The organism is Mumia quercus, from assembly GCF_025506335.1.
Lineage (GTDB): Bacteria > Actinomycetota > Actinomycetes > Propionibacteriales > Nocardioidaceae > Mumia > Mumia quercus.
Genome location: NZ_JANZYO010000006.1, coordinates 78,001 through 98,831 on the forward strand (window position 1 = coordinate 78,001; position 20,831 = coordinate 98,831).

General features: G+C 71.7%; 24 protein-coding genes. 17 read left to right on the forward strand and 7 right to left on the reverse strand.

The genetic code is table 11. The features are described from left to right. Window positions 1-121 precede the first annotated feature (121 nt). The 4 genes from mshB to NYZ95_RS14995 are packed head-to-tail and all read left to right on the forward strand — an operon-like array spanning window position 122 to window position 3,839. Window positions 122-1,036: an N-acetyl-1-D-myo-inositol-2-amino-2-deoxy-alpha-D-glucopyranoside deacetylase gene (mshB, locus tag NYZ95_RS14980; protein ID WP_262852128.1), complete on the forward strand. Its 915-nt coding sequence runs from the start codon at window positions 122-124 to the stop codon at window positions 1,034-1,036. After that, complete coding sequence (locus NYZ95_RS14985; RefSeq protein ID WP_262852129.1) at window positions 1,014-1,424, forward strand: DUF6113 family protein; 411 nt, start codon at window positions 1,014-1,016, stop codon at window positions 1,422-1,424. The genes mshB and NYZ95_RS14985 overlap by 23 nt, the downstream gene beginning before the upstream one ends. After that, a complete protein-coding gene (locus NYZ95_RS14990) occupies window positions 1,421-2,029 on the forward strand; it encodes a flavin reductase family protein (RefSeq protein WP_262852130.1) in 609 nt (202 codons plus the stop codon). Before NYZ95_RS14985 ends, NYZ95_RS14990 begins: the two co-directional genes overlap by 4 nt. A 37-nt stretch (window positions 2,030-2,066) precedes the next feature. Beyond that, window positions 2,067-3,839 carry a VanW family protein gene (locus NYZ95_RS14995; RefSeq protein WP_262852131.1) on the forward strand — a complete coding sequence of 591 codons (1,773 nt, stop codon included), beginning with the start codon at window positions 2,067-2,069 and terminating at the stop codon, window positions 3,837-3,839. 1 nt (window position 3,840) lies between these two features. Here NYZ95_RS14995 and NYZ95_RS15000 read toward each other — a convergent pair whose 3' ends face one another. Continuing rightward, window positions 3,841-4,836, reverse strand: coding sequence for a GNAT family N-acetyltransferase (locus tag NYZ95_RS15000; protein ID WP_262852132.1), 996 nt, complete (start codon window positions 4,834-4,836; stop codon window positions 3,841-3,843). Between the two features lie 121 nt (window positions 4,837-4,957). On the opposite strand from NYZ95_RS15000, the gene fdxA reads away from it, so the two are divergent. The 3 genes from fdxA to NYZ95_RS15015 all read left to right on the forward strand — a co-directional run bounded on the left by fdxA (window position 4,958) and on the right by NYZ95_RS15015 (window position 7,531). Next, a complete protein-coding gene (gene fdxA, locus NYZ95_RS15005; protein WP_139086403.1) occupies window positions 4,958-5,281 on the forward strand; it encodes a ferredoxin in 324 nt (107 codons plus the stop codon). Beyond that, complete coding sequence (gene dapC, locus NYZ95_RS15010) at window positions 5,281-6,435, forward strand: succinyldiaminopimelate transaminase (protein ID WP_262852133.1); 1,155 nt, start codon at window positions 5,281-5,283, stop codon at window positions 6,433-6,435. The genes fdxA and dapC overlap by 1 nt, the downstream gene beginning before the upstream one ends. Window positions 6,436-6,931: 496 nt before the next feature. Next, window positions 6,932-7,531 carry a DUF2189 domain-containing protein gene (locus tag NYZ95_RS15015; protein ID WP_262852134.1) on the forward strand — a complete coding sequence of 200 codons (600 nt, stop codon included), beginning with the start codon at window positions 6,932-6,934 and terminating at the stop codon, window positions 7,529-7,531. A 62-nt stretch (window positions 7,532-7,593) separates the two neighbouring features. Here the strand turns inward: NYZ95_RS15015 and NYZ95_RS20485 are convergent, their stop codons facing one another. Together NYZ95_RS20485 and dapD are read right to left on the reverse strand one after the other, a co-directional pair. Beyond that, window positions 7,594-8,571: a VldE C-terminal domain-containing protein gene (locus NYZ95_RS20485; RefSeq protein ID WP_308212252.1), complete on the reverse strand. Its 978-nt coding sequence runs from the start codon at window positions 8,569-8,571 to the stop codon at window positions 7,594-7,596. A gap of 5 nt (window positions 8,572-8,576) precedes the next feature. After that, window positions 8,577-9,512, reverse strand: coding sequence for a 2,3,4,5-tetrahydropyridine-2,6-dicarboxylate N-succinyltransferase (dapD, locus tag NYZ95_RS15025; protein WP_262852135.1), 936 nt, complete (start codon window positions 9,510-9,512; stop codon window positions 8,577-8,579). A 53-nt stretch (window positions 9,513-9,565) separates the two neighbouring features. Here dapD and NYZ95_RS15030 point away from each other — a divergent pair, with 53 nt between their 5' ends. The 5 genes from NYZ95_RS15030 to NYZ95_RS15050 all read left to right on the forward strand — a co-directional run bounded on the left by NYZ95_RS15030 (window position 9,566) and on the right by NYZ95_RS15050 (window position 13,497). Then, window positions 9,566-10,264 carry a VOC family protein gene (locus NYZ95_RS15030; protein ID WP_262852136.1) on the forward strand — a complete coding sequence of 233 codons (699 nt, stop codon included), beginning with the start codon at window positions 9,566-9,568 and terminating at the stop codon, window positions 10,262-10,264. Then, window positions 10,261-10,941, forward strand: a complete 681-nt coding sequence (locus NYZ95_RS15035) for a UdgX family uracil-DNA binding protein (protein WP_262852137.1) — start codon at window positions 10,261-10,263, stop codon at window positions 10,939-10,941. Before NYZ95_RS15030 ends, NYZ95_RS15035 begins: the two co-directional genes overlap by 4 nt. A gap of 13 nt (window positions 10,942-10,954) precedes the next feature. Next, on the forward strand, window positions 10,955-12,031 hold the full coding sequence (gene dapE, locus NYZ95_RS15040; protein ID WP_262852138.1) for a succinyl-diaminopimelate desuccinylase: 1,077 nt from the start codon (window positions 10,955-10,957) through the stop codon (window positions 12,029-12,031). Further along, entirely contained in the window at window positions 12,028-12,789 is a 762-nt protein-coding gene (locus NYZ95_RS15045) for an LOG family protein (protein ID WP_262852139.1), read from the forward strand. The genes dapE and NYZ95_RS15045 overlap by 4 nt, the downstream gene beginning before the upstream one ends. A gap of 96 nt (window positions 12,790-12,885) precedes the next feature. Further along, entirely contained in the window at window positions 12,886-13,497 is a 612-nt protein-coding gene (locus NYZ95_RS15050; RefSeq protein WP_262852140.1) for a TetR/AcrR family transcriptional regulator, read from the forward strand. On the opposite strand, the gene folP is transcribed toward NYZ95_RS15050, so the two are convergent. Then, a complete protein-coding gene (gene folP / locus NYZ95_RS15055; protein ID WP_262852141.1) occupies window positions 13,464-14,327 on the reverse strand; it encodes a dihydropteroate synthase in 864 nt (287 codons plus the stop codon). The two genes, NYZ95_RS15050 and folP, sit on opposite strands and share 34 nt — an antisense overlap. Before the next feature lie 15 nt (window positions 14,328-14,342). On the opposite strand from folP, the gene NYZ95_RS20490 reads away from it, so the two are divergent. The 3 genes from NYZ95_RS20490 to NYZ95_RS15070 are packed head-to-tail and all read left to right on the forward strand — an operon-like array spanning window position 14,343 to window position 15,999. Further along, on the forward strand, window positions 14,343-14,630 hold the full coding sequence (locus NYZ95_RS20490; protein ID WP_262852142.1) for a DivIVA domain-containing protein: 288 nt from the start codon (window positions 14,343-14,345) through the stop codon (window positions 14,628-14,630). Beyond that, the gene (locus tag NYZ95_RS15065; protein ID WP_262852143.1) at window positions 14,623-15,198 is read left to right on the forward strand and encodes a DNA-3-methyladenine glycosylase I; all 576 of its coding nucleotides are present in this window, start codon (window positions 14,623-14,625) and stop codon (window positions 15,196-15,198) included. The genes NYZ95_RS20490 and NYZ95_RS15065 overlap by 8 nt, the downstream gene beginning before the upstream one ends. Window positions 15,199-15,213: 15 nt before the next feature. Further along, complete coding sequence (locus tag NYZ95_RS15070; protein ID WP_262852144.1) at window positions 15,214-15,999, forward strand: M14 family zinc carboxypeptidase; 786 nt, start codon at window positions 15,214-15,216, stop codon at window positions 15,997-15,999. A gap of 18 nt (window positions 16,000-16,017) precedes the next feature. Here the strand turns inward: NYZ95_RS15070 and NYZ95_RS15075 are convergent, their stop codons facing one another. Continuing rightward, window positions 16,018-16,815, reverse strand: coding sequence for an enoyl-CoA hydratase-related protein (locus tag NYZ95_RS15075; RefSeq protein ID WP_262852145.1), 798 nt, complete (start codon window positions 16,813-16,815; stop codon window positions 16,018-16,020). A 100-nt stretch (window positions 16,816-16,915) separates the two neighbouring features. Between NYZ95_RS15075 and NYZ95_RS15080 the strand changes: the two genes are divergently transcribed. Further along, window positions 16,916-17,077 carry a DUF3117 domain-containing protein gene (locus NYZ95_RS15080; protein ID WP_149769619.1) on the forward strand — a complete coding sequence of 54 codons (162 nt, stop codon included), beginning with the start codon at window positions 16,916-16,918 and terminating at the stop codon, window positions 17,075-17,077. Then, a complete protein-coding gene (locus tag NYZ95_RS15085) occupies window positions 17,078-17,428 on the forward strand; it encodes a hypothetical protein (protein ID WP_262852146.1) in 351 nt (116 codons plus the stop codon). A gap of 71 nt (window positions 17,429-17,499) precedes the next feature. Here the strand turns inward: NYZ95_RS15085 and NYZ95_RS15090 are convergent, their stop codons facing one another. Beyond that, window positions 17,500-19,635 (reverse strand): alpha/beta hydrolase, encoded by a 2,136-nt coding sequence (locus NYZ95_RS15090; RefSeq protein WP_262852147.1) that lies wholly within the window; start codon window positions 19,633-19,635, stop codon window positions 17,500-17,502. Window positions 19,636-19,730: 95 nt separating this feature from the next. Beyond that, complete coding sequence (locus NYZ95_RS15095) at window positions 19,731-20,807, reverse strand: class I SAM-dependent methyltransferase (RefSeq protein ID WP_262852148.1); 1,077 nt, start codon at window positions 20,805-20,807, stop codon at window positions 19,731-19,733. Between the last annotated feature and the right edge of the window lie 24 nt (window positions 20,808-20,831).

A 20,831-nucleotide genomic window follows, 5' to 3' on the forward strand; every position in this document is an offset into this window, starting at 1 on the left:
CCTTCAACGCTCTCGTGACGTGCCGCCCCTCGATTGTGACGCGGGACACGTGCAGGTGGGCTGACTCTAGGCGACGAGAAACAAGGCGAGACCCTGCGGGCGCCTCGGTAGGCTGGTCGGCATGCCTGACAACCTGGCGGACCGCCGCCTGCTCCTCGTGCACGCGCACCCCGACGACGAGACGATCGCGACCGGCGCGACGATGGCGAAGTACGCCGCCGAGGGCGCCCACGTCACCCTCGTGACCTGCACGCTCGGCGAGGAGGGTGAGGTCCTGGTCCCGGAGCTGGCCCACCTGGCCTCCGACCGCGAGGACCGGCTCGGCGAGCACCGCATCACCGAGCGCGACGACGCGATGAAGGCGCTCGGGATCACCGACGCCCGCTGGCTCGGCGGGCAGGGCACCTACCGCGACTCCGGCATGGTCTGGTCGGAGACGGGCGCCGCCACCGTCGCACCGGACGTGCCGCCGAACGCGTTCTGGCTCGCCGACCTCCGCGAGGCCGCCGACCACCTCGTCGCCGTCATCCGCGAGGTGCGCCCGCAGGTGCTCCTCACCTACGACGACTTCGGTAACTACGGGCATCCCGACCACGTGCAGGCGCACCGGGTCGCGACGTACGCGGTGGCGCTCGCCGCCGTGCCGTCGTACCGCACCGACCTGGGCGAGGCCTGGGACGTCGCGAAGGTGTACTGGACGGCGCAGTCGGAGTCGTGGCTGCGCGAAGGGCTGCGGCGCCTGAGGGCGGCCGGCGACCACACCACGTTCGAGGGCATGGACCCCGACGGCGACCTCTCCTTCATGGCTGTCCCGGACTCGATGATCGCCGCGGTCGTGAAGGCCGACGAGTTCGCCGAGGCCAAGCTCGAGGCGATGCGGGCGTACCCGACCCAGATCCAGGTCGACAGCCCCTTCTTCGCGCTGTCGAACAACCTCGGCTCGTACGTGTGGGGCACGGAGTTCTACCGGATCGCCAAGGGCACCCCGGTTCCTGATGAGGACGGGCTCGAGCGTGACCTCTTCGCGGGGACGTGAGCGCGCGAGGCCGCTCGGCTACGTCGGTGCGGCCCTGCTCGGCGCCGTCCTGGCCGTCGCCGGTCTCGCCGTCTACCGGCACGTCGACCTCCGCGTGCCGTGGGGTCTGCTCCTCGCCCTCGCGGCGACGTACGCAGCGACCCGCGCCGCCGGCATCCTCGGCGGGCGGGCTGCTGCGGTCGCCCTCGCTGCCGGGTATGGCGCGGTGCTCGTGCTCACCATGTCGCGGCGTGCCGAGGGCGACTACCTCGTGGCGGCCGACGCGCTCGGTTACGCGTACCTTCTGGGGGCCATCGTGGTGCTCGGCATCGGTGTGGTCGTCTCGGTGAGCGGCGCGCGTCACACCGTCCCCGATCCCGCGGGTCGTCCCCGTACCCTGGGCTCGTGAGTTCTGCGCAGCCGCTCGACCCCGCCACGTCGCGCGCCTTCCGAGACGTGCTCGGACGGTTCGCCAGCGGCGTGACCGTGGCGACGACCGTCGTCGACGGGGTCGACCACGCGATGACGGCGAGCGCCTTCTGCTCGGTCTCGCTCGACCCGCCGCTCGTGCTGGTCGTCGTCGACCGGCGCAACCGCTTCCACGACGCGGTCCTCGCCTCCGGCACCTGGGGCGTCTCGGTGCTCTCAGAGGACGGTCAGGACGACGCGTCGTGGCTCGCCCGACGCGGACGGCCGCTGGAGGACCAGCTCGACCGCGTGCCTCACCGACGTGGCGCGAGGACGGGAGCGGCGCTGCTCGAGCGGGCGATCGCCTGGCTGGAGTGCCGCACCTGGCAGACCTACGACGGCGGTGACCACACGATCGTCGTCGGGGAGGTGGTCGACGCGTCCGTGCGCGCCGACGCGAACACCTCACCGTCGGGCGGCACGGGTTTTGAAGAGTCCCGCCTCGGGGAGCCGCTGCTCTACTACCGTTCGCACTACGGTGCGCTCGTGCGCTCTCCTGAGAGCGAGAAGAACTCAGGCCCGTCCCCGGTCCAGCAGCAGCACTGAGCAGGCCACGCAAAACCCCTGACCTTCTGAGGAACCCATGGCTCCGACCCCCACGCTCTCCGAGCAGGGCCCGATGTTCGCCGAGCAGCGCAACGCGCGAGGCAACCGCATCGCGCTCCTCGTGCTCGGCGTCGTCGTCCTGCTCGTCTCCGGCGTCTACCTCGCTCTCCACTTCGCGACCTCGGACAAGCTTCCGGCGGGGACGACCATCGGCGGCATCGACGTCGGCATGTCCTCGATCGACGATGCGCGCGACACGCTCACCAAGGAGCTCGCCGCGCCCGCGAAGGAGCCGGTGCGCATCGTCCGGGGCAAGAAGACCTTCGAGCTGACGCCCGAGGAGGCGGGGGTGGCGGTCGACGTCGACGCCTCCATCGCGCAGACCGGGGCCGACACGTCCGTCTGGAACCCGTTCACGATGCTCGACATCCTCCTCGGGGAGGAGGCCTACCCGGTCGCGCTGGACGTCGACGAGAGCACGCTGTCGTCGGCCGTCGCGTCGATCGCCGACGACACCGACCGCGAGGTCGCCGAGGGGCGCATCGACTTCCCGGACGCCAAGCCCGAGGTGTCGGAGCCGAAGGCCGGCCGCGCCGTCGACCAGGAGGCCACCGCGGCCCTCGTACGCGACTCCTACCCGCTGAAGCACACGGACCTGAAGCTCCCGGTCGACCCGGTCGAGCCCTCGGTCAGCAGCGACGAGATCGCGGCCGCGGTCTCCGAGATCGCCGAGCCGGCGATCTCGGCTCCCGTGACGATCGTCGCCGGTGACAAGACCGCCGATCTGGAGCCCGAGGACTTCGCACCCGCGCTGTCGGTGCAGGTCGAGGACGGGGAGCTCGCGCCGGTGGTGGATCCCAAGAAGCTCGCGGAGCCCCTGTCCGAGGCGACCAAGGAGATCGGCACGCCGGCCAAGGACGCGACGGTCGTGATCCGCAGCGGCAAGCCCGTGGTCGTCCCGGGGAAGTCGGGCGTCGGGGTGGTGCCCTCCGAGGTGGCCACCAAGATCGTCCCGGTCCTGACGAAGTCCGGGGACGAGCGCACGCTCGAGGTCGAGCCGAAGAAGAAGGAGCCGGACGTCACCACGAAGGACGTCCAGAAGCTCGGGATCGTCGAGAAGGTCAGCTCCTTCACGACCAACTTCCCGTACGCCGAGTACCGCAACGTCAACCAGGGTCGCGCCGCGCAGCTGGTCAACGGCACGATCCTGGAGCCGGGAGAGACCTTCAGCTTCAACGAGACGGTCGGCGAGCGGACGGTGGCCAACGGGTTCACGACGGGCACGATGATCAGCAACGGCGTGTTCCGGGAGGATCTCGGCGGCGGTGTCTCCCAGGTCGCGACCACGCTCTACAACGCGGGGTTCTTCGCCGGTCTGGAGGACGTGACCCACAAGCCGCACAGCTTCTACATCAGCCGCTACCCGGTGGGGCGCGAGGCGACCGTCGCGTGGCCGAGCGTCGACCTGAAGTTCAAGAACACCACCGACCACGGCATCTTGATCCAGGCGTGGGTCAACCGCAGCACGCCGGGTCGTCAGGGCTCGATGAACGTCGTGATGTGGGGCACGAAGAAGTGGGACATCAGCGCCGGGTTGTCCTCGCGGCGCAACGCCCGCTCGCCCGCGACGCGCTACGACGCCTCCGACAAGTGCGTGCCGCAGGCCGGTGTCGCCGGGTTCGACGTCGACGTCTACCGGACCTTCAAGAAGGACGGCAAGGTGGTCAAGCGCGAGACGATCACGGCCCGCTACAACGCCGCCGACAACGTCAAGTGCCAGCCGGCGCCGAAGGACGGCAAGGGCGACTGAGTCAGCCCGTCGGCGTCACGTACCGGTACGAGTGGTGCGTGACGAATCCGTACCTCGCGTAGAGCGCGAGCGCGGGGGCGTTGTGCCGCATCGTCTGCAGGTAGACCTTGTCGGCGCCCTCGTCGCGGGCCCACGTCGCGCACGCTTCCAGCAGGCGACCGGCGTGGCCGCGCCGGCGTGCGTACGTGCTGGTGTGGACGCTGGAGAGCCCCGCCCACTCGCCGGTGACGACCATCCGCGCCACGGCCTCGATGCCCTGGTCGCCCTCGACCGACGCGAAGACCACGAGCCGCGGCGACGCGAGCACGTGGCGGACGTCGTCGGCGTCGTACCCGCTCGCGTCGCGCTCGGCGGCCGTGAGCCAGGTGTCGCTCAGCGTGGGGGCGAGGCGCACCTCGGCCGGCGACTCCGGCGCGCGCGGAGCCGTGAGGACCACGTCGAGGTCGGCCACCTGCACGACGGCGTGGTCGTGGGTGCCGCCGATCCCGCGCCAGCCCGCCTCGGCGAACCGTCCTGCCCAGACGGTGTCGTCGATGACCTGCGCCTTCGGTGCAAGCCCGTGAGCGGCGTAGAAGGCCTCGATGCGCGCCAGCGCTTCGGGGAAGTCCGTCCCTGGGTCGCCGTGCACCCCTGCCGAGTTCGCACGCCCGGTGAAGCCGCCGGAGGCGCGCAAGGTCCACTCGCCGAGCATCTCGAGGGTCCGAGGCGGCCAGCCACGGGTGCAGATCCGCGCGAGCTCCTCAGGGGAGTAGTCGAGCGCCGGGCGCGTACGGACGCGTGCGCGGCCTTCGGGGACCGCCTTGGCGGCGACGACGGTGGACACCGCGACCTCGACCTCGGAGCCGTCGCGTCGTTCGAGCCGCAACGTCGTGCCGTCGTGCGCGAGCAGCCGGCCGATGACGTCGGTGAGCGCGGGCCCGCCGCTCGGCCCGCGCTCTCCGGGAACGGTCGACCGGATGACGACGCGCTTGCCGACGAGGTCGTCGAAACGGCTCAAGAGAGGGCTCCTGCCTGAAATTGGAACGGTGTTTCGTCTGTTAGGTGGACCTCACGACGAAGCCCTCCAGCGAGAGGGTGATACTAGTTCTGAAAAGGTCGATCGAAGGAGTGGACCCCTCGTGACGTATGTCATCGCTCAGCCGTGCGTGGACTTGAAGGACCGTGCCTGCGTCGACGAGTGCCCGGTGGATTGCATCTACGAAGGCAAGCGAATGCTCTACATCCACCCCGACGAGTGCGTCGACTGCGGCGCCTGTGAGCCGGTGTGCCCCGTCGAAGCCATCTTCTACGAGGACGACACCCCGGAGGAGTGGAAGGACTACTACACCGCCAACGTCGACTTCTTCGACGACCTGGGCTCGCCCGGCGGTGCAGCGAAGATGGGTCCGATCGACAAGGACCACCCGATGATCGCTGCTCTGCCCCCGCAGAACCAGGACTGATGCCGGACCCGAGCCCGCTGGCTCCGGTGAGCGCTGCCGAGCGGTTGGCGGCGCGCTCGGTGTCGCGGCGGCTCCCGGACTTCCCCTGGGACTCGCTGGCGGAGGCGAAGGCACGTGCGGCCTCGCACCCGGACGGCATCGTCGACCTGTCCATCGGCACGCCCGTCGACGACACGCCGGCCGTCGCCCGAGAGGCCCTCGCCTCGGCCTCGAACGCGCCTGGCTACCCGCAGACCGTCGGCACCCCGGCACTGCGCCAGGCCGCCGTGGACTGGCTCGCCCGTCGTCACGGGGTCGACGGGCTCGGGCTCGACGGAGTCCTCCCGGCGATCGGGTCGAAGGAGCTCATCGGCTCGATGGCCCTGCACCTCGGTCTGGGCCCTGGAGACACCGTCGTCTTCCCTGAGCTGGCGTACCCGACGTACGAGGTCGGTGCCCGCCTCGCCGGCTGCGACGTGGTGGTCTCCGACTCGACGGTGGCGCTCGGCCCGCAGTCGCCGGCGCTGATGTGGATCAACTCGCCGTCCAACCCCTCGGGGCGCGTGCTCGGCGTGGACCACCTGCGCAAGACCGTCCAGTGGGCCCGCGAGCGCGGGGTGCTGCTGGTCTCCGACGAGTGCTATCTCGAGTGCGCCTGGGAGAGCGAGCCGCTCTCCGTCCTCCACCCTGACGTCAGCGACGGCTCCCACGAGGGCATCCTCGCCGTCCACTCGCTGTCGAAGCGCTCCAACCTCGCCGGCTACCGCGCGGCGTTCGTCGCCGGCGACCCCGCGATCGTGCAGGAGCTGCTCGAGGTCCGCAAGAACCTCGGGCTCATCGTCCCCCAGCCCGTCCAGGACGCCATGCGTGCCGCGCTCGACGACGACGCGCACGCCGACGCGCAGCACGCGGTGTACGCCAGGCGCCGCGCGCAGCTGCGTGACGCGCTCGAGCGTGCCGGGTTCCGCATCGACCACTCCGAGGCGTCGCTCTACCTCTGGGCGACGCGGGGCGAGCCGGCTCGCCAGACGGTGTCCGCGCTGGCCGAGATCGGCGTGCTGGTGGCCCCCGGCGACTTCTACGGGGCAGCGGGATCGGAGCACGTCCGCATCGGCTTCACTGCCACCGACGAGCGGGTCGCTGCTGCCGTCGACCGCCTGGCGGCGTGGCGCTGACGACCCCCTGACCGCGACCCGCGCGACTCGCCAACGACGACCGCTGGCACAAAGCGAGCGGGGGGACCTCTGAGTGGCTAGCCTCCGAAGTGTCGAGCGCCTTCACGCGCTCCCAGACAGATACAGAGGAGACGGCCCCATGAGCGACCAGCAGCAGCCTCCAGGTGATCAGACACCTGGCAACGAGCCGCCGAGCGGTCCGCCCCCGTACGACCCGCCCACCCCGCCTTCGCAGGGCCCGCCTGGGGAGGGTGGCTACGGCCCGCCTCCCGGTGGGGGTGGCTACGGCCCGCCTCCCGGTGGGGGCGGGTACGGTCCACCTCCCGGTGGGGGTGGTTATGGTCCGCCTCCCGGTGGGGGTGGTTATGGTCCACCTCCCGGTGGGGGTGGTTATGGTCCGCCTCCCGGTGGAGGCGGCTACGGCGCGACGCCCCAGCAGCTGAACGTCGGCCAGGCGATCTCGTACGGCTGGGACAAGTTCCGCGCGAACTGGGGCGTGTGGGTGCTGGTCACCCTCGTCTTCGTCCTGATCCAGGCCGTGCTGAGCGGCATCGGCAACGGGTTCGACTACTCGAGCTCGGACGCCTGGGACGACAACGGGTACACCCTGGCGACCGGCCTGAGCATCCTCGGCGTGATCGTCGGCATCGCGAGCACGATCCTGTCGTGGCTCATGCAGGCCGCGCAGACCCGTGGCGGTCTGCAGGAGACGACGGGCAACAAGCCGTCGTTCGGCGACTTCTTCAAGTGGGGCGACCGGGCTGGCACCGTCATCCTGACGCTGCTGCTTCTCGGTGTGCTCACGTTCGTCGGCATTTTGCTGTGCGTCCTGCCGGGCATCATCTTCACGTTCTTCGCCTGGTACACCCTGTGGTTCGTGCTCGACCGGGGGATGAGCCCGTTCGAGGCCCTGCAGGCCAGCTTCCGCCTGGTCGGCAACAACCTCGGCCCGGTGTTCCTGCTCGCGCTCGCGCTCATCGGCATCAACATCGTGGGCGCCTGCCTGTGCGGCATCGGCCTGCTCGTCACGGTCCCGATCACGCTGATCGCGACCGCGTACAGCTTCAAGGTCCTCACCCAGCAGCCGGTCGCCTGACGCCTCAGCCCGGACGTCATACGAATCGAGGGTCTGCGCCCACGATTCGTATGACGTCCGGCTCACGACACGTCGACGTGGACGTGGTCGCGGTGCTCGAGGACCGCCCGGTCGCCGCCGCGCGCCGGCGGGGAGTAGTCCCGCCAGCCCTGCGGTGCGCGCCGCGCCGTCCAGATCTTCGCGTCGTAGATGACGGTCGCCACACCGAGCCGCTTGGCGTTGGCGACCAGGTACTGCGCGAGCGCCCAGCCCTGCTTCTTCGACTCGGCGTTCACCGGGCGGAAGAAGATGTCGACCGCCCGTCCCTCGTAGTGCTTCGAGCCTGCCGAGTGCCCCGTGCTCACGCCCTCCGGGGCGTACCCGCCGGTGGGCAGCCGTCCGAACGCGCGCCGGACGTCGACGCGTACGGCCTCGGCCGCGGCGGTCAGCCCGTTCTCGCCCAGCGCCGCCGGAGTCTCGTCCGCGGGGTCGACGACGCAGCTGAACGCGCCGGGGGAGTTGCCGGTGAGCGCCGACGCGATCGCGCGCCCGTACGCCTCGTGGTCGGCGTACGCCTCCGGGAAGCCGGAGCGCTGCACCGCCTGGGCCGCCTCGGTGATCGACATCGTGCGGTAGCCGTCGATCTTCTCGAGGCCGTCGTAGAAGCGGTTGATCGCGTAGCGCGGCTCCATGATCTGCTCCGGCGTGCCCCAGCCCTGCGAGGGTCGCTGCTGGAAGAGCCCGAGGGAGTCGCGGTCGCCGTAGTCGATGTTGCGCATCTTCGACTCTTGGTAGGCGGTCGCGACCGCGATCGTCACCGCCCTGGCGGGCAGTCCGCGACGCTTTGCGATCGCGGCCATCAGCGACGCGTGCTCGGCCTGCTCGAGGTCGAGCGTGGCGTACGTGCCGTCGACCTCGACCGTGCACTCCTCACCACGCAGCTGCGGGACGAAACCGCTGCGTGCGAGCACGACGATCCCCGCCGCCACGAGCCCGACCAGGAGCACGAGCACCAGGAGGACGACCCCGCCGCGCCCGGAGCGCTGTGAGGTGGCGTCCACGGCGCTCAGTTCGCGTGGAGCGCGGCGTTGAGCGTGATGCCGCTGCCGTGGCGCGGGCGCGCCTCGAGTCGGCCCGTCTCGGAGTTGGTGAGGAAGAGGAGGTTGTCGTGCCCGGAGAGCTCGGCTGCCTTCACCACCGAGCCGTCGGGCAGCGTCACCTTGGACCCCGCGGTGACGTAGCAGCCGGCCGCCACGACGCAGTCGTCGCCGAGCGAGATGCCGATGCCGGCGTTGGCGCCGAGCAGGCAGTTCTCGCCGAGGCTGATCACCTGCTTGCCCCCACCGGAGAGCGTGCCCATGATCGAGGCGCCCCCGCCGACGTCGGTGCCGTCACCCACGACGACCCCGGCGCTGATGCGGCCCTCGATCATCGCGTGCCCGAGCGTGCCCGCGTTGAAGTTGACGAAACCCTCGTGCATCACAGTCGTGCCCTCGGCGAGGTGCGCTCCGAGGCGGACGCGGTCGGCGTCCCCGATGCGCACGCCCGACGGCAGCACGTAGTCGGTCATCCGAGGGAACTTGTCGACGCTCGTGACGGCCACGTTGAGACCCGCCGCGCGCGCCCGCAGCCGCGTCTCCTCGAAGCCCTCGACGGCGCACGGACCGATCGACGTCCACACGACGTTGGCGAGCAGGCCGAACTGGCCGTCGAGGTTCGCGCCGTGAGGGCGGACGAGGCGGTGCGACAGCAGGTGCAGCCGCAGGTAGACGTCGTACGCGTCGACGGGCGGCGTCGCGAGGTCGCCGATCTCGGTGCGGACGACCGTACGACGGACCCGGCGGACCTCGTCCTCACCCTCGAGGGCGGTCAGGCCGCTCGGCTCGGCGGTGCCGTCGAAGGCGCCGAGCGCGGGGTTGGGGTACCAGACGTCGAGGACCGTGCCGTCCTCGGTGAGCGTGGCGATGCCGTACGCCCAGGCGGGCTGCGGGGAGGAGGTCATGCGGCCCAGGTTATCGAGCGGTCCCAGGGCCTCCCGTGGCCTAGGGTGCGGAGATGGCTGACGTCCGGTTCAAAGACCTGTGCATCGACGTGAACGACGTGCCGGTGGCGACCGCCTTCTGGGCAGCGGCGCTCGGGCTCCGTGCCGAGGAGCTGCCTGACGGTGACGCGGTGCTGCGCGGTCCGACCCCCGAGCACCGGGTGTGGATCAACGCCGTCCCCGAGCCGAGGACGGTCAAGCAGCGCGTCCACTTCGACGTGCACGGCCGCTCGGTCGCCGAGTACGAGGCGATGGGGGCCGTCCGGCTGCCGGGGTGGGACACCCCGTGGACGGTGATGGGCGACGCGGAGGGCGGCGGCGAGCTGTGCATCTTCGAGCGCGACGACGACTGGTGGGCGGCCCACCCCGAGCCGTACCGGCTGTACGAGGTCGCCGTGGACGCGGCCGACCACGAGACGATCACCCAGTGGTGGGCGGACGTCCTCGGCGTCGAGGTCCACGACGAGGGTCGCGGGTTCAGCTGGGTCGTCCCGCCTGGCGCGCCCTTCGAGGCACTGGTGTTCGCCGACGTGCCGGAGCCCAAGACGGTCAAGAACCGCATCCACTGGGACGTCACCGGCGGACCGGGTGCGGTCGAGGACCTCGTACGGCGAGGAGCGCGGGTGCTCCGTGAGCCCGACGACGTGGTGGCGTGGACCGTGATGGCCGATCCGGAGGGCAACGAGTTCTGCGTGTTCGCGGAGCAGACGTGACGCCGCGCCCTTCGTATCCCGGGGCGGGCGCGTACGTGCCGTCCCGCCCGTCGCGGCGCAGCCTGCACGCGGCGGCACGAGGATGCGAGGGGTGCGACCTCTACCGCGACGCGACCCAGGTCGTGATGGGCGACGGCCCGGCGCGAGCCCGTCTGGTGCTCGTGGGGGAGCAGCCCGGCGACGTCGAGGACCGGGAGGGCGAGCCGTTCGTGGGCCCGGCGGGACGGCTCCTCCACCAGGCGCTCGACGCCGCCGGTGTCTCCACGGAGACGGCATACCTCACCAACGCGGTCAAGCACTTCCGGTTCGAGCGCGACGCCCGTGGCAAGCGCCGCATCCACAAGACGCCCTCGGCGGGCCACGTCGTCGCGTGCCGGCCGTGGCTCGTCGCGGAGCTGAAGGTCACCCGCCCTGAGGGGGTCGTGCTGCTCGGGGCGACGGCGGCGCACGCCGTGCTCGGCATGGACTTCCGCCTGACCGAGCGGCGTGGACGGCTGGAGGACTGGCCGCAGGACTGGCCGGGCGTCGTCAGCAGCCGCTCTCCCGTCCCGCGGTGGGCGCTGGCGACGGTCCACCCGTCAGCGGTGCTCCGCTCGCGCGAGCGGGAGACCGACTTCGACGCCCTCGTCGCCGACCTCACGGTGGTGGCCGACGCTCTCGCGCGTCCGCAGGCGTGATGGGATGGGCGTCATGAGCTCGCTCGACCTCGACGCGGACGTCGTCGCCCTCACCGCCGCCCTCGTCGACATCCCGTCCGAGAGCCGGCAGGAGAAGGCGGTCGCCGACGCCGTCGAGGCGACGCTGCGCGCGCTGCCGCACCTCGAGGTCGTCCGTGACGGTCACACGCTCGTCGCCCGTACGCAACTCGGCCGCGACAGCCGGGTGGTGATCGCGGGGCACCTCGACACCGTGCCGGCGAACGACAACCTCCCCTCGCGGCTCGACGGGGACGACCTGTGGGGACTGGGCTCGTGCGACATGAAGGGCGGCGTCGCCGTCGCCCTCCGTGCCGCCGCACACGTCCCGGCTCCCGTGCGCGACGTGACGTACGTGTTCTACGAGGCCGAGGAGATCGAGGCCTCGGCCAACGGGCTCGGGCGACTGGCCAGAGAGCGTCCCGAGCTGCTCGCCGGCGACTTCGCGATCCTCATGGAGCCCTCGAACGCGGTGATCGAGGCGGGGTGCCAGGGGTCCTTGCGCGTCGACGTCGTCACGCGCGGCGAGCGCGCTCACGCCGCACGCTCGTGGATGGGCGACAACGCCGTCCACCGCCTCGCGCCCCTCCTGCAGCGGCTCGCCGAGCACCAGGCCCGTACGCCGGTCATCGACGGTCTCACCTACCGCGAGGGCGTCAACGCGGTCGGCGTCAGCGGCGGTGTCGCCTCGAACGTGGTGCCCGACGAGGCCCGCCTGAGCGTGAACTACCGCTTCGCGCCGGACCGTACGGAGGAGGAGGCGTTGGCGTACCTCCGCGGCCTCTTCGAGGGGTACGAGGTGGTGGTGACCGACAGCGCCCCAGGCGCGATGCCCGGGCTCGACCGGCCCGCGGCAGCCGCCTTCGTGGAGGCGATGGGCGGCAAGGTCAACCCCAAGTTCGGCTGGACCGACGTCGCCCAGTTCACGTCGCTGGGCGTCCCGGCGGTGAACTTCGGGCCCGGCGACCCCTTGCTGGCCCACAAGCAGGACGAGCGGGTCCCGGTGGCGCAGCTGCGCGACGTCGAGCAGCGTCTCCAGGCATGGTTGGGCGGCGAAGGAGGACAGGGATGAGCAACGACTGGCCGGGTGGGGCTCCGCCGGTGGGCGAGGCCGAGGAGGACGAGCGGATCCGGGGTCCGGTGGTCCTGCGGCGAGGACAGATCCCGCCGACCACCACCGACCAACGACTTCTCGACTCCCGCGGCCCCGGCGACTGGGTCCACACGGACCCGTGGCGGGTGATGCGGATCCAGGCCGAGTTCGTCGAGGGCTTCGGCGCGCTTTCGGAGCTCGGTCCCGCGGTGAGCGTGTTCGGGTCGGCGCGCATGGGACCAGGGACGCGCTGGTACGAGGCGGCTCGTGAGGTCGGGCACCGCTTCGCCGAGGCCGGGATCGGCGTGATCACCGGTGGCGGGCCGGGGATCATGGAGGCGGCGAACCGCGGGGCTTGCGAGGGCGGCGGCGTCTCCGTCGGCCTCGGCATCGAGCTGCCGTTCGAGGAGAGGATGAACCGGTGGGTCGACCTCGGGGTCAACTTCCGCTACTTCTTCGCCCGCAAGACGATGTTCGTGAAGTACGCCCAGGGGTTCGTGGTCTTCCCCGGCGGCTACGGGACCCTCGACGAGCTGTTCGAGGCGTTGACGCTGGCTCAGACCCGCAAGGTCACGGAGTTCCCCGTGGTCCTCTTCGGGTCGTCGTACTGGAACGGGCTGCTCGACTGGCTCCACGACTCCGTGCTCGAGGAGCAGGCGATCGTCGCCCAGGACGTCGACCGGTTGATCGTCACCGACGACGTCGACGAGGTTGTCGCGCAGTTCCACGGGGCCTGACGGCGCCTGCGCCGACGGGCACGCCGGGCGCGCCGTGCCCCCGGCGAGCCTGCCGTACGGCAGAATTGCCGGGACAGCCGAACGGACGGAGAACACGTGCGCGTCTCCTCGCAACAGCGACGTGAACAGCTCATCGAGGCTGCGCTCGTGGTCGCCAAGCGCGACGGGGTCGGCGCCGTGAGCACCCGTACGGTCGCCGCCGAGGCCGGAGCGACGCCCGGGATCGTCCACTACGTGTTCTCCTCGATGGAGGAACTGCTGCGGGCGATGATCTCGCGGATGGCCGACCAGTACATCGACACGGTGACCGACGTGGCGGTCTCCGGCGACCACGACGTCAGCTCGTTGCTCGAGAAGAGCTTCACCCAGCTGTGGAGCTCGGTCGAGGGCGACCCCGACGGCCACCTGCTCACGTTCGAGGTCGCGGCGCACGCGCTGCGTCACGCGGGCTTCAACGACCTGGCCCGGTGGCAGTACGCGACCTACCAGGAGACGGCGCAGCGCGTCCTCGAGCGGGTCGCCGAGGTGTGCGAGATCGAGTGGACGGTGCCGCTCGACGTGCTCGCCCGCATGCTGGTGGTCATCAACGACGGCGTGGTGCTGACGTGGCTCGTCGACCGCGACAGCGTCAAGGCGCGCGAGGTCTACGAGGTGTTCATCGGCGAGGTGTCGGCCTACGCCAGGCCTCTCCGGGACACGGCCGGCTGACGCGTCCCGGTGATCGACGCGACCATGTCGAGGCACTGGCGCGTCGCCGTCACGTCGTGCGTCCGGAACACCCGCACGCCCGCGGCCGCTGACCAGGCGGTGGCGGCGAGGGTGCCGGGCAACCGGTCGTCGCGGTCGACGTCGAGCGTCTCGCCGACGAAGTCCTTGCGCGACAGCGCCACCATCACCGGCCAGCCCGTCGCGACGAGCTCCCCGATCCGGCGGGTGAGGAGCAGCGAGTGGCGGGTGTTCTTGCCGAAGTCGTGCGTGGGGTCGAGCAGGACGCCCTCCGGCGCGACGCCTGCCTCCACCGCGCGCTCTGCCAGGGCGGTGGTGCGCGCGACCACGTCCGCGACCACGTCGTCGTAGGCGGGCCGGAAGGGGTCCGTCCGCGGGCTGAGGCCGCCGGTGTGGCTGCAGACGATGCCGGCTCCGTGCTGCGCCGCGACGTCGACCAGCTCGGGGTCGTGGCCGGCCCACGTGTCGTTCACCAGGTCGGCGCCCCGCGCGCACAGCACGTCGGCGACCTCGCTGCGCCAGGTGTCCACGCTGAGCACGAGCTCGGGGTAGCGGGCGCGGGCGGCCTCGACGAAGTCCGCCGTGCGGCGCAGCTCCTCGGCGGCATCGACCGCCTCGCCGTACCCGGCCTTCACCCCGCCCACGTCGACGATGTCGGCCCCGTCGGCGACGACGGCGTCGAGGTAGGCGAGCGCGTCGTCGAACGCGTAGGTGCGGCCTCGGTCGTAGAAGGAGTCGGGGGTACGGTTCACGATCGCCATGACCGCGTGCGCCCCGGGCGCGAACACGCGGTCGCGCAGTCGGAGCTCCATGGCACGATCGTAGGCGTGATCTGGATCGGAGTCGTCGTGGGTGCGCTCGTCGTCGGTGCCGCCGTCACCGTGGTGGCCGGGCGGGTCGGGGCGCTCGCGCCACCGGTGTCGACGCGGCGCGACGTGCTGGTGCCGGCCGATGGTGAGCTGACGGCCCAGGACCTGCGTGCCGTCCGGTTCACCGTGGCGTGGCGGGGGTACGCCCGCGACGAGGTCGACGCCCTGCTCGCACGCCTGGAGGCCGACGCCGAGGCCCGCGAGAAGGCCGCCGAGGTCTCGGACGAGGAGAGCGCCGGTGAGTGAGGCGGTGGTCGGCGCCGACGGTCTCGCGCGCTGCCCCTGGGCCGAGTCGTCGGACGAGATGCGGACCTACCACGACGCGGAGTGGGGGCGGCCTGTCCGCGACGAGCGCGGGCTGTTCGAGCGGCTGACCCTCGAGGCGTTCCAGTCGGGGCTGTCGTGGGCGATCGTCTTGCGCAAGCGGCCGCGCTTCCGCGAGGTCTTCGCGGGGTTCGACCCCGAGGTCGTCGCCGCGTACGACGGGGCGCGGGTCGCCGAGCTGCTCAGCGACGCCGGCATCATCCGCAACCGCACGAAGGTCGAGGCGACGATCGCGAACGCCGCCGCCGTGCGCGCCCTCGACGGGCGGTTCGCCGAGCTCGTGTGGTCGTTCGCGCCCCCGGCGCGTCCCCGTCCGGCGACGTCCGCCGAGGTGCCTGCCGTCACCCCGGAGTCGAAGGCGCTGGCCGCCGCTCTCAAGCGCCACGGGTTCGTGTTCGTCGGGCCGACCACGGCGTACGCCTTGATGCAGGCGACCGGCATGGTCGACGACCACCTGGCCGGCTGCCACGTGCAGACAGGCGCTGCCTGAGCGAAGATCGGGCGCATGTCAGTCCCTTCGCGCGTCCTCCGGCTCGGTGTCGCCTTCGCCACGCTCCCTGCCGCCGTCCTCGTCGGCCCGGCGGTCGCGGCTCCCTCCGGGGCGGCCGAGACGTCGGCGCGTGCCGATGCACGGCCGGCGGTGGTCGAGCGCGTGGTCTTCGGGCAGTCGCGCCGGGGCCGTGACCTGGTGGCCTACCGCCTCGGCGACCCCGGCGCGCGCCGCTCGGCGGTGGTCATCGCGGCGATGCACGGGGATGAGCGCAAGCCCCAGGTCATCCTGCGGACGCTGCGCGACGGCCGGCCGATCGAGGGGCTCGACCTCTGGATCGTGCCGAACGCCAACCCGGACGGGGTCGCTCGCAAGGCCCGCCGCAACGCCCGCGGCGTCGACCTCAACCGGAACTTCCCGCGCAAGTGGAAACGCTCGAAGCGGGGGACGACCTGGTCCGGGCCGCGCGCCGCCTCCGAGCCGGAGACGAAGGCGATGATGCGCTTTCTGCGTCGCGTCGCCCCCGACCAGGTCGTCTCGTTCCACCAGCCGCTGTACGGGATCGACACGAGCGGCACCGGCAACCGCCCGCTCGCCCGCCGCCTGGCCAGGCACTTGAAGCTGCCGAAGCGCTCCTTCTCGTGCGGCTCCGGATGCCACGGCACCCTCTCGCAGTGGTTCAACCACCGTCTCGACGGACAGCTGGTCACGGTCGAGCTCGGCCGCCGCCCGTCGCGGGCCTATCTGACGCGGACCGCACCGCACGGCCTCCTCAAGGCCCTCGGCGGCCGACGCGTCTGAGGTCCCCGGCGCGAGGAGTCACTTGCCGACGAAGGTCGGCTTCTCCTTGGCGACGAACGCCTCCACGGCCGCCCGGTGGTCGGCGGTCGCCCCGGTCAGCGACATCAGCCGCCCCTCGTTGGTGAGCGACTCCGGCAGCGAGTGGGTGGCGGAGAACGCGAGGGCGCGCTTCAGCGAGGCGTACGCGATGGTCGGACCCGACGCCAGCCGGGTCGCGAGCTCACGCACCGTCGCGGCCAGCTCGTCGTCGGGGACGACCTTCGTGGCCAGGCCGAGCTGGGCGGCCTCCTCGGCGCCGACGGTGCGCGGGAGCATCAGCAGCTCGGTCGCCTTGGGCAGACCGACGAGCCGCTGGAGCGTCCAGGAGGCACCCGTGTCGGCGGAGAGGGCGATCCCGGCGAACGCGAGGTTGAACCCTGCCGAGGAGGCGAGGATGCGGAAGTCGGCCGCGAACGCGAGCGACGCCCCTGCGCCGGCGGCGATGCCGTTGACCGCGGCGATCACCGGCTTCGGCATCTGCGTGATCGCCAGCACCATCGGGTTGAAGTGCTCCTCGACGGTGCTGCCCAGCGACGACTCCTCGCTTCGCAACGCCTCGATGTGCTCCTTGAGGTCCTGGCCCGCACTGAACGCGCGGCCCGATCCGGTCACCACGACGCACCGGACGGCGTCGTCGGCGGCCGCCTCCTGCAGGGCGTCGCGGAAGGCGACCTTGGTGACGGTGTCGAAGCTGTTGAGCGATTCGGGGCGCGAGAGGGTGATCGTCGCGACCGCGTCGGAGAGGTCGTACGTGACGGAAGTGCCGGGTTCAGTCATGGCGTCAGTCTGCCGCATTCACTGATGACGCGGGCGTGCGCGATAATAGGGCCACTCAAGGTGCACGCGTCGGCGCTGCGCACGAAGGAGAGGGGAACGCATGGCGGCCATGAAGCCTCGGACCGGGGACGGCCCGCTGGAGGTCACCAAGGAGGGACGCTGCATCGTGATGCGGGTCCCGCTCGAGGGTGGTGGGCGCCTCGTCGTCGAGCTCACCAACGATGAGGCCTCCGACCTCGGTGACGCCCTGAAGGCTGTCTGAGTGGCCTCGCACCCCGGCCTGACCGTCCGCTGGTCGCTGCGTGACGCCCCCGTCGGCACGCTCGACCGGTTGAAGGAGTACGTCCGGGACACCTCGTACGAGCGATTCGCGGGCAAGGACGGCCTCGCGTTCAAGACCTGGCGCGCACGTGAAGGCGCCTGGTTCGAGGGCGTGTACGTCTTTGCCGACGATGCCGAGCGGGCCGCGTTCCAGGAGTCGTTCACCGCCACCGCGGAGACGGCTCCCGGTTCGCAGATCATCGGCCGCGGCCCGGAGCTCATCGAGGAGTGCGAGATCGTGGCGATCGCGGAAGGTGCCGCGGGCTTCGCGCCCAGCGCCTCCTTCGGATGATCGTCTGCTGCTGACCGTACGGGTCCTCGCCGCGCGAGCTGCGGCGAGGACCCGTACCGGTCACAGCCAGGTCAGAGCAGGTCGGCGAGCAGCGCCGCTGCGCGGTCGGCGCCGTCGGTCTCGACGGGTCTCGTGTCGGGCGTCCGGCCGGTCACGGCGAGCAGGGCGCTCGCGAGCGCGTCAGGGTCACGAGCCTCCTCGTACGTGAGCCGGTGCCCGGCTCCGTACTGCGCGAGCCGGTGCGGCACGTGGACGTTCTGCTCGAAGTGGTGGCGCAGCGGGACGTAGACGAACGGGACGCGCTGGGCCGTCAGCTCCATGCACGTCGTCAGCCCGCCCTGGACGAGGGCGACGTCGGCCGCACCGAGCGTCCGGTGCAGGTCGGGCACGAACCCCCGCAGACGCACGCCCCGACGCCGCGGCAGCGTGCGCGGGTCGATCCGTGGGCCGGTGACGACGAGGAACGTCATCCGGGGCTCTGCGCGCCGGATCAGCGGCACCGCGTCGAGCAGCCGGTGCAGGAGCGCCTCACCGACGCCGGACCCGCCGACGGTGACGACGCACAGGAGGTCGTCGGGCCCGAGCCCGAGCGACCTTCGTACGGCGACCCGGTCGGCCTCCCCGAGCGGGTCGAACCCGGTGACGTAGCCCGAGAATGCGAAGTTCTCCTCGGTCCACTCCCGGATCCTCGGCAGGCCGGGCCCGAACGGCTCGTCCACCACGTCGGCCGGGTTGCCGACGAACACCGACCGGTCGCGCACCCGCCCGAAGCGCGCCCGCTGCTCGAGCATCTCGGCGTTGTAGTCGGCGGTGAGCGCCGCCTCCTCCGGCCCGCCGTCGGCCATCGGGATCCAGCCGACGAAGTCGGTGAGCCACGCGAACGCGAACCTCTTCAGCTCGGGGTTCTCGTGCAGGTAGTGGTCGACGTCCCACGCCTCGTCACCGATGACGAGGTCGTACGGCTCCTCGCGGACGAGGTCGTCGAACACGCCGAAGTTGGCGACGAGGATCTCGTCCATGCGCCGGATCGCCTGGAACGCGTGGAGGTCGTGCTCGGCGGCCTCGTCCTCGACGTGCGCGCACTCGCTCGCGAGGAACGCCGAGGCCGGGTGCACGTGCTCGCCGGCGCGGGCGAGCACCGCGGTCGCGGGCTCCTGCGTCAGCCAGTCGATCTGCAGGTCGGGGTGGTGCTTGCGCAGCGCGTCGGCGATCGCGAGGTCGCGACGGACGTGGCCGAGGCCGATCGGCGAGGTCAGGTACAAGGCTCGGCGGGGGCGCCGACGCCCTCGCGTCCACGTACGGCGCTCGGCGGTCTCGGGCCACAGCCGCCCCGCGAACTCGCGGATCGCGCGGCCCACCACCACGGGCTCCCGGGCGTGCGGCGCGTGACCGCCGCCGGCGATCGTGAGCAGCGACCCGCCCGTGGCCTCGGCGAGCGCGACACCCTCGGCGTACGGTCGCACGCGGTCGTCGTCGCCGTGGATCACGAGCACCGGGACGTCGGTCTGCACCACGCGCCGGGCGAACCCGGGGCTGCGGCAGACCGTGCGGGCGAGCTCGGTGTCGACGAGCCGCTCCGGCCCGATCTCGTGGCCCCACGCGACGCAGTCCTCGATCTGCTTGGTCGAGTGCGGCTCGCTCACCATCTGTGCGAAGAAGAACCGGAGGAACGCGTCGTAGTCGCCGTGCAGCCAGTGGTGCCGGTTGAAGGTGCGCCACCCTGTGGGCTCCTCGACTGCGTCCGTCGGCTCGTCCAGGAAGGCATGCCTCTCGCGCGCGGCGATCCCCGGCACGAGCCCCAGCGCGGGACTGATCGCCACCACGCCGGCCACCTCTTCGGGCGCCTCGAGCGCGAGCGCGAGCGACCAGGCCACGCCGCACGAGAGGCCGACCACGAGCACGGGGTCGGGCTCGCGGCCGCGGCGCACCCGCGCCAGGACGGCGCGCGCGTCGGCGACGTACTCCTCGTCGTCGTAGGCCGCCGAACCGACGGGGCGGTCCGAGCCGCCGCTGCCGCGGCCGTCGAAGGTGACGACGCGGAAGTGCCGCGCCAACGAGGGGACCAGTGCCTTCCAGGTCAGCGAGGGGATGATCGACCAGGTCGGCATCAAGAGGATCGTGCGCGGCGCGTCCCCGAACACCTCGTACGCGATCGCGACCCCTTCGCGTACGACCGTGCCGCGGTCGTCGGGCTGTCTGGCACGCATCCTCGCCTCTCCTTCGCAGCCGTCGCACCCAGTCTGCCTCTGCAGACGGGTGCGACGGCCCCCCGTTGTCTGCCGGCACCCGTGCCGGCCGTGGATCACTTCCGTACGGCGAGCACCCTGTGGAAGGGCGTCTCGGCCACCGAGGCGAACTGGGAGAACCCTGCCGCCGTGGTGATCTCGCGGATCTTGGCCGGACCCGCCTGGGTCCCCAGGGCCAGGCCGACCTCCTGCGAGAGCGAGGCGGGCGTGCACAGCAGGGTCGAGAACCCGTAGTACGCCCGTCCCACCGGGTTGAGGTTGTCCTCGACGCGGTCACCTGCCATCGGCTCGACGATCATCCAGACGCCGTCGTCGGCCAGCACCTGGTGCACGTGCCGCGCGGCGCCGACCGGGTCGCCCATGTCGTGCAGCGCGTCGAAGGTCGTCACCACGTCGTACCTGCCCGTGTCGAGCGTCTGGGCGGACGCCACCTCGAACCGGACCCGGTCGGCCACGCCGGCCTCCTTGGCACGCTCGCGCGCGACGTCGATCGACGCCGCGTGGTAGTCCGACCCGACGAACAGGGAGCGCGGGAAGGCCTCGGCCATGAGAATGGTCGAGGCGCCGTGGCCGCAGCCGATGTCGGCGACCGCCGCACCCTCGCGCAGCTTGTCCGCGGCACCGGCGGCCGGCAGCCAGTCGTCGACCAGGTGCGCGAGGTAGCTCGGGCGGAAGAACCGCTCGCACCCGAGGTGGACGTCGGTGCTGTGCTCGTGCCAGCCGATGCCGGCCGCGTCACGCGCGGCCTCCACGACGTGCGACGAGTCGGCGACCGTGCCGAGCGCGATCTGGAACAGGCCCGGCAGGAACGCCGGGCTCTCCTCGTCGGTCAGCGCGACGGCGTGCTCGGCTGGGAGCACGTAACGGCCTGTGTCGGGCTCGTACCGGACGAACTGTCCGGCGGCCTGCGCGTTGAGCCACTCCCGGGCGTACGGCTCGGCGGTGCCCGTACGCGTGGCGAGCTCTGACGGCGTGAGCGCGCCGCCGTCGGCCAGCGCGCGGTAGTAGCCGAGCTTGTCGCCGAGTACGACCAGGGCGGCGTTGAGCGTCGCCCCGACCTCGTCGACGGCCCGGAAGACGAACGACATCAAGACGCCTTCGTCGATCGGCTCGGTGTCGATCTGTGCAGTCATGTCACCCTCCTCGGTGAGCTGTTC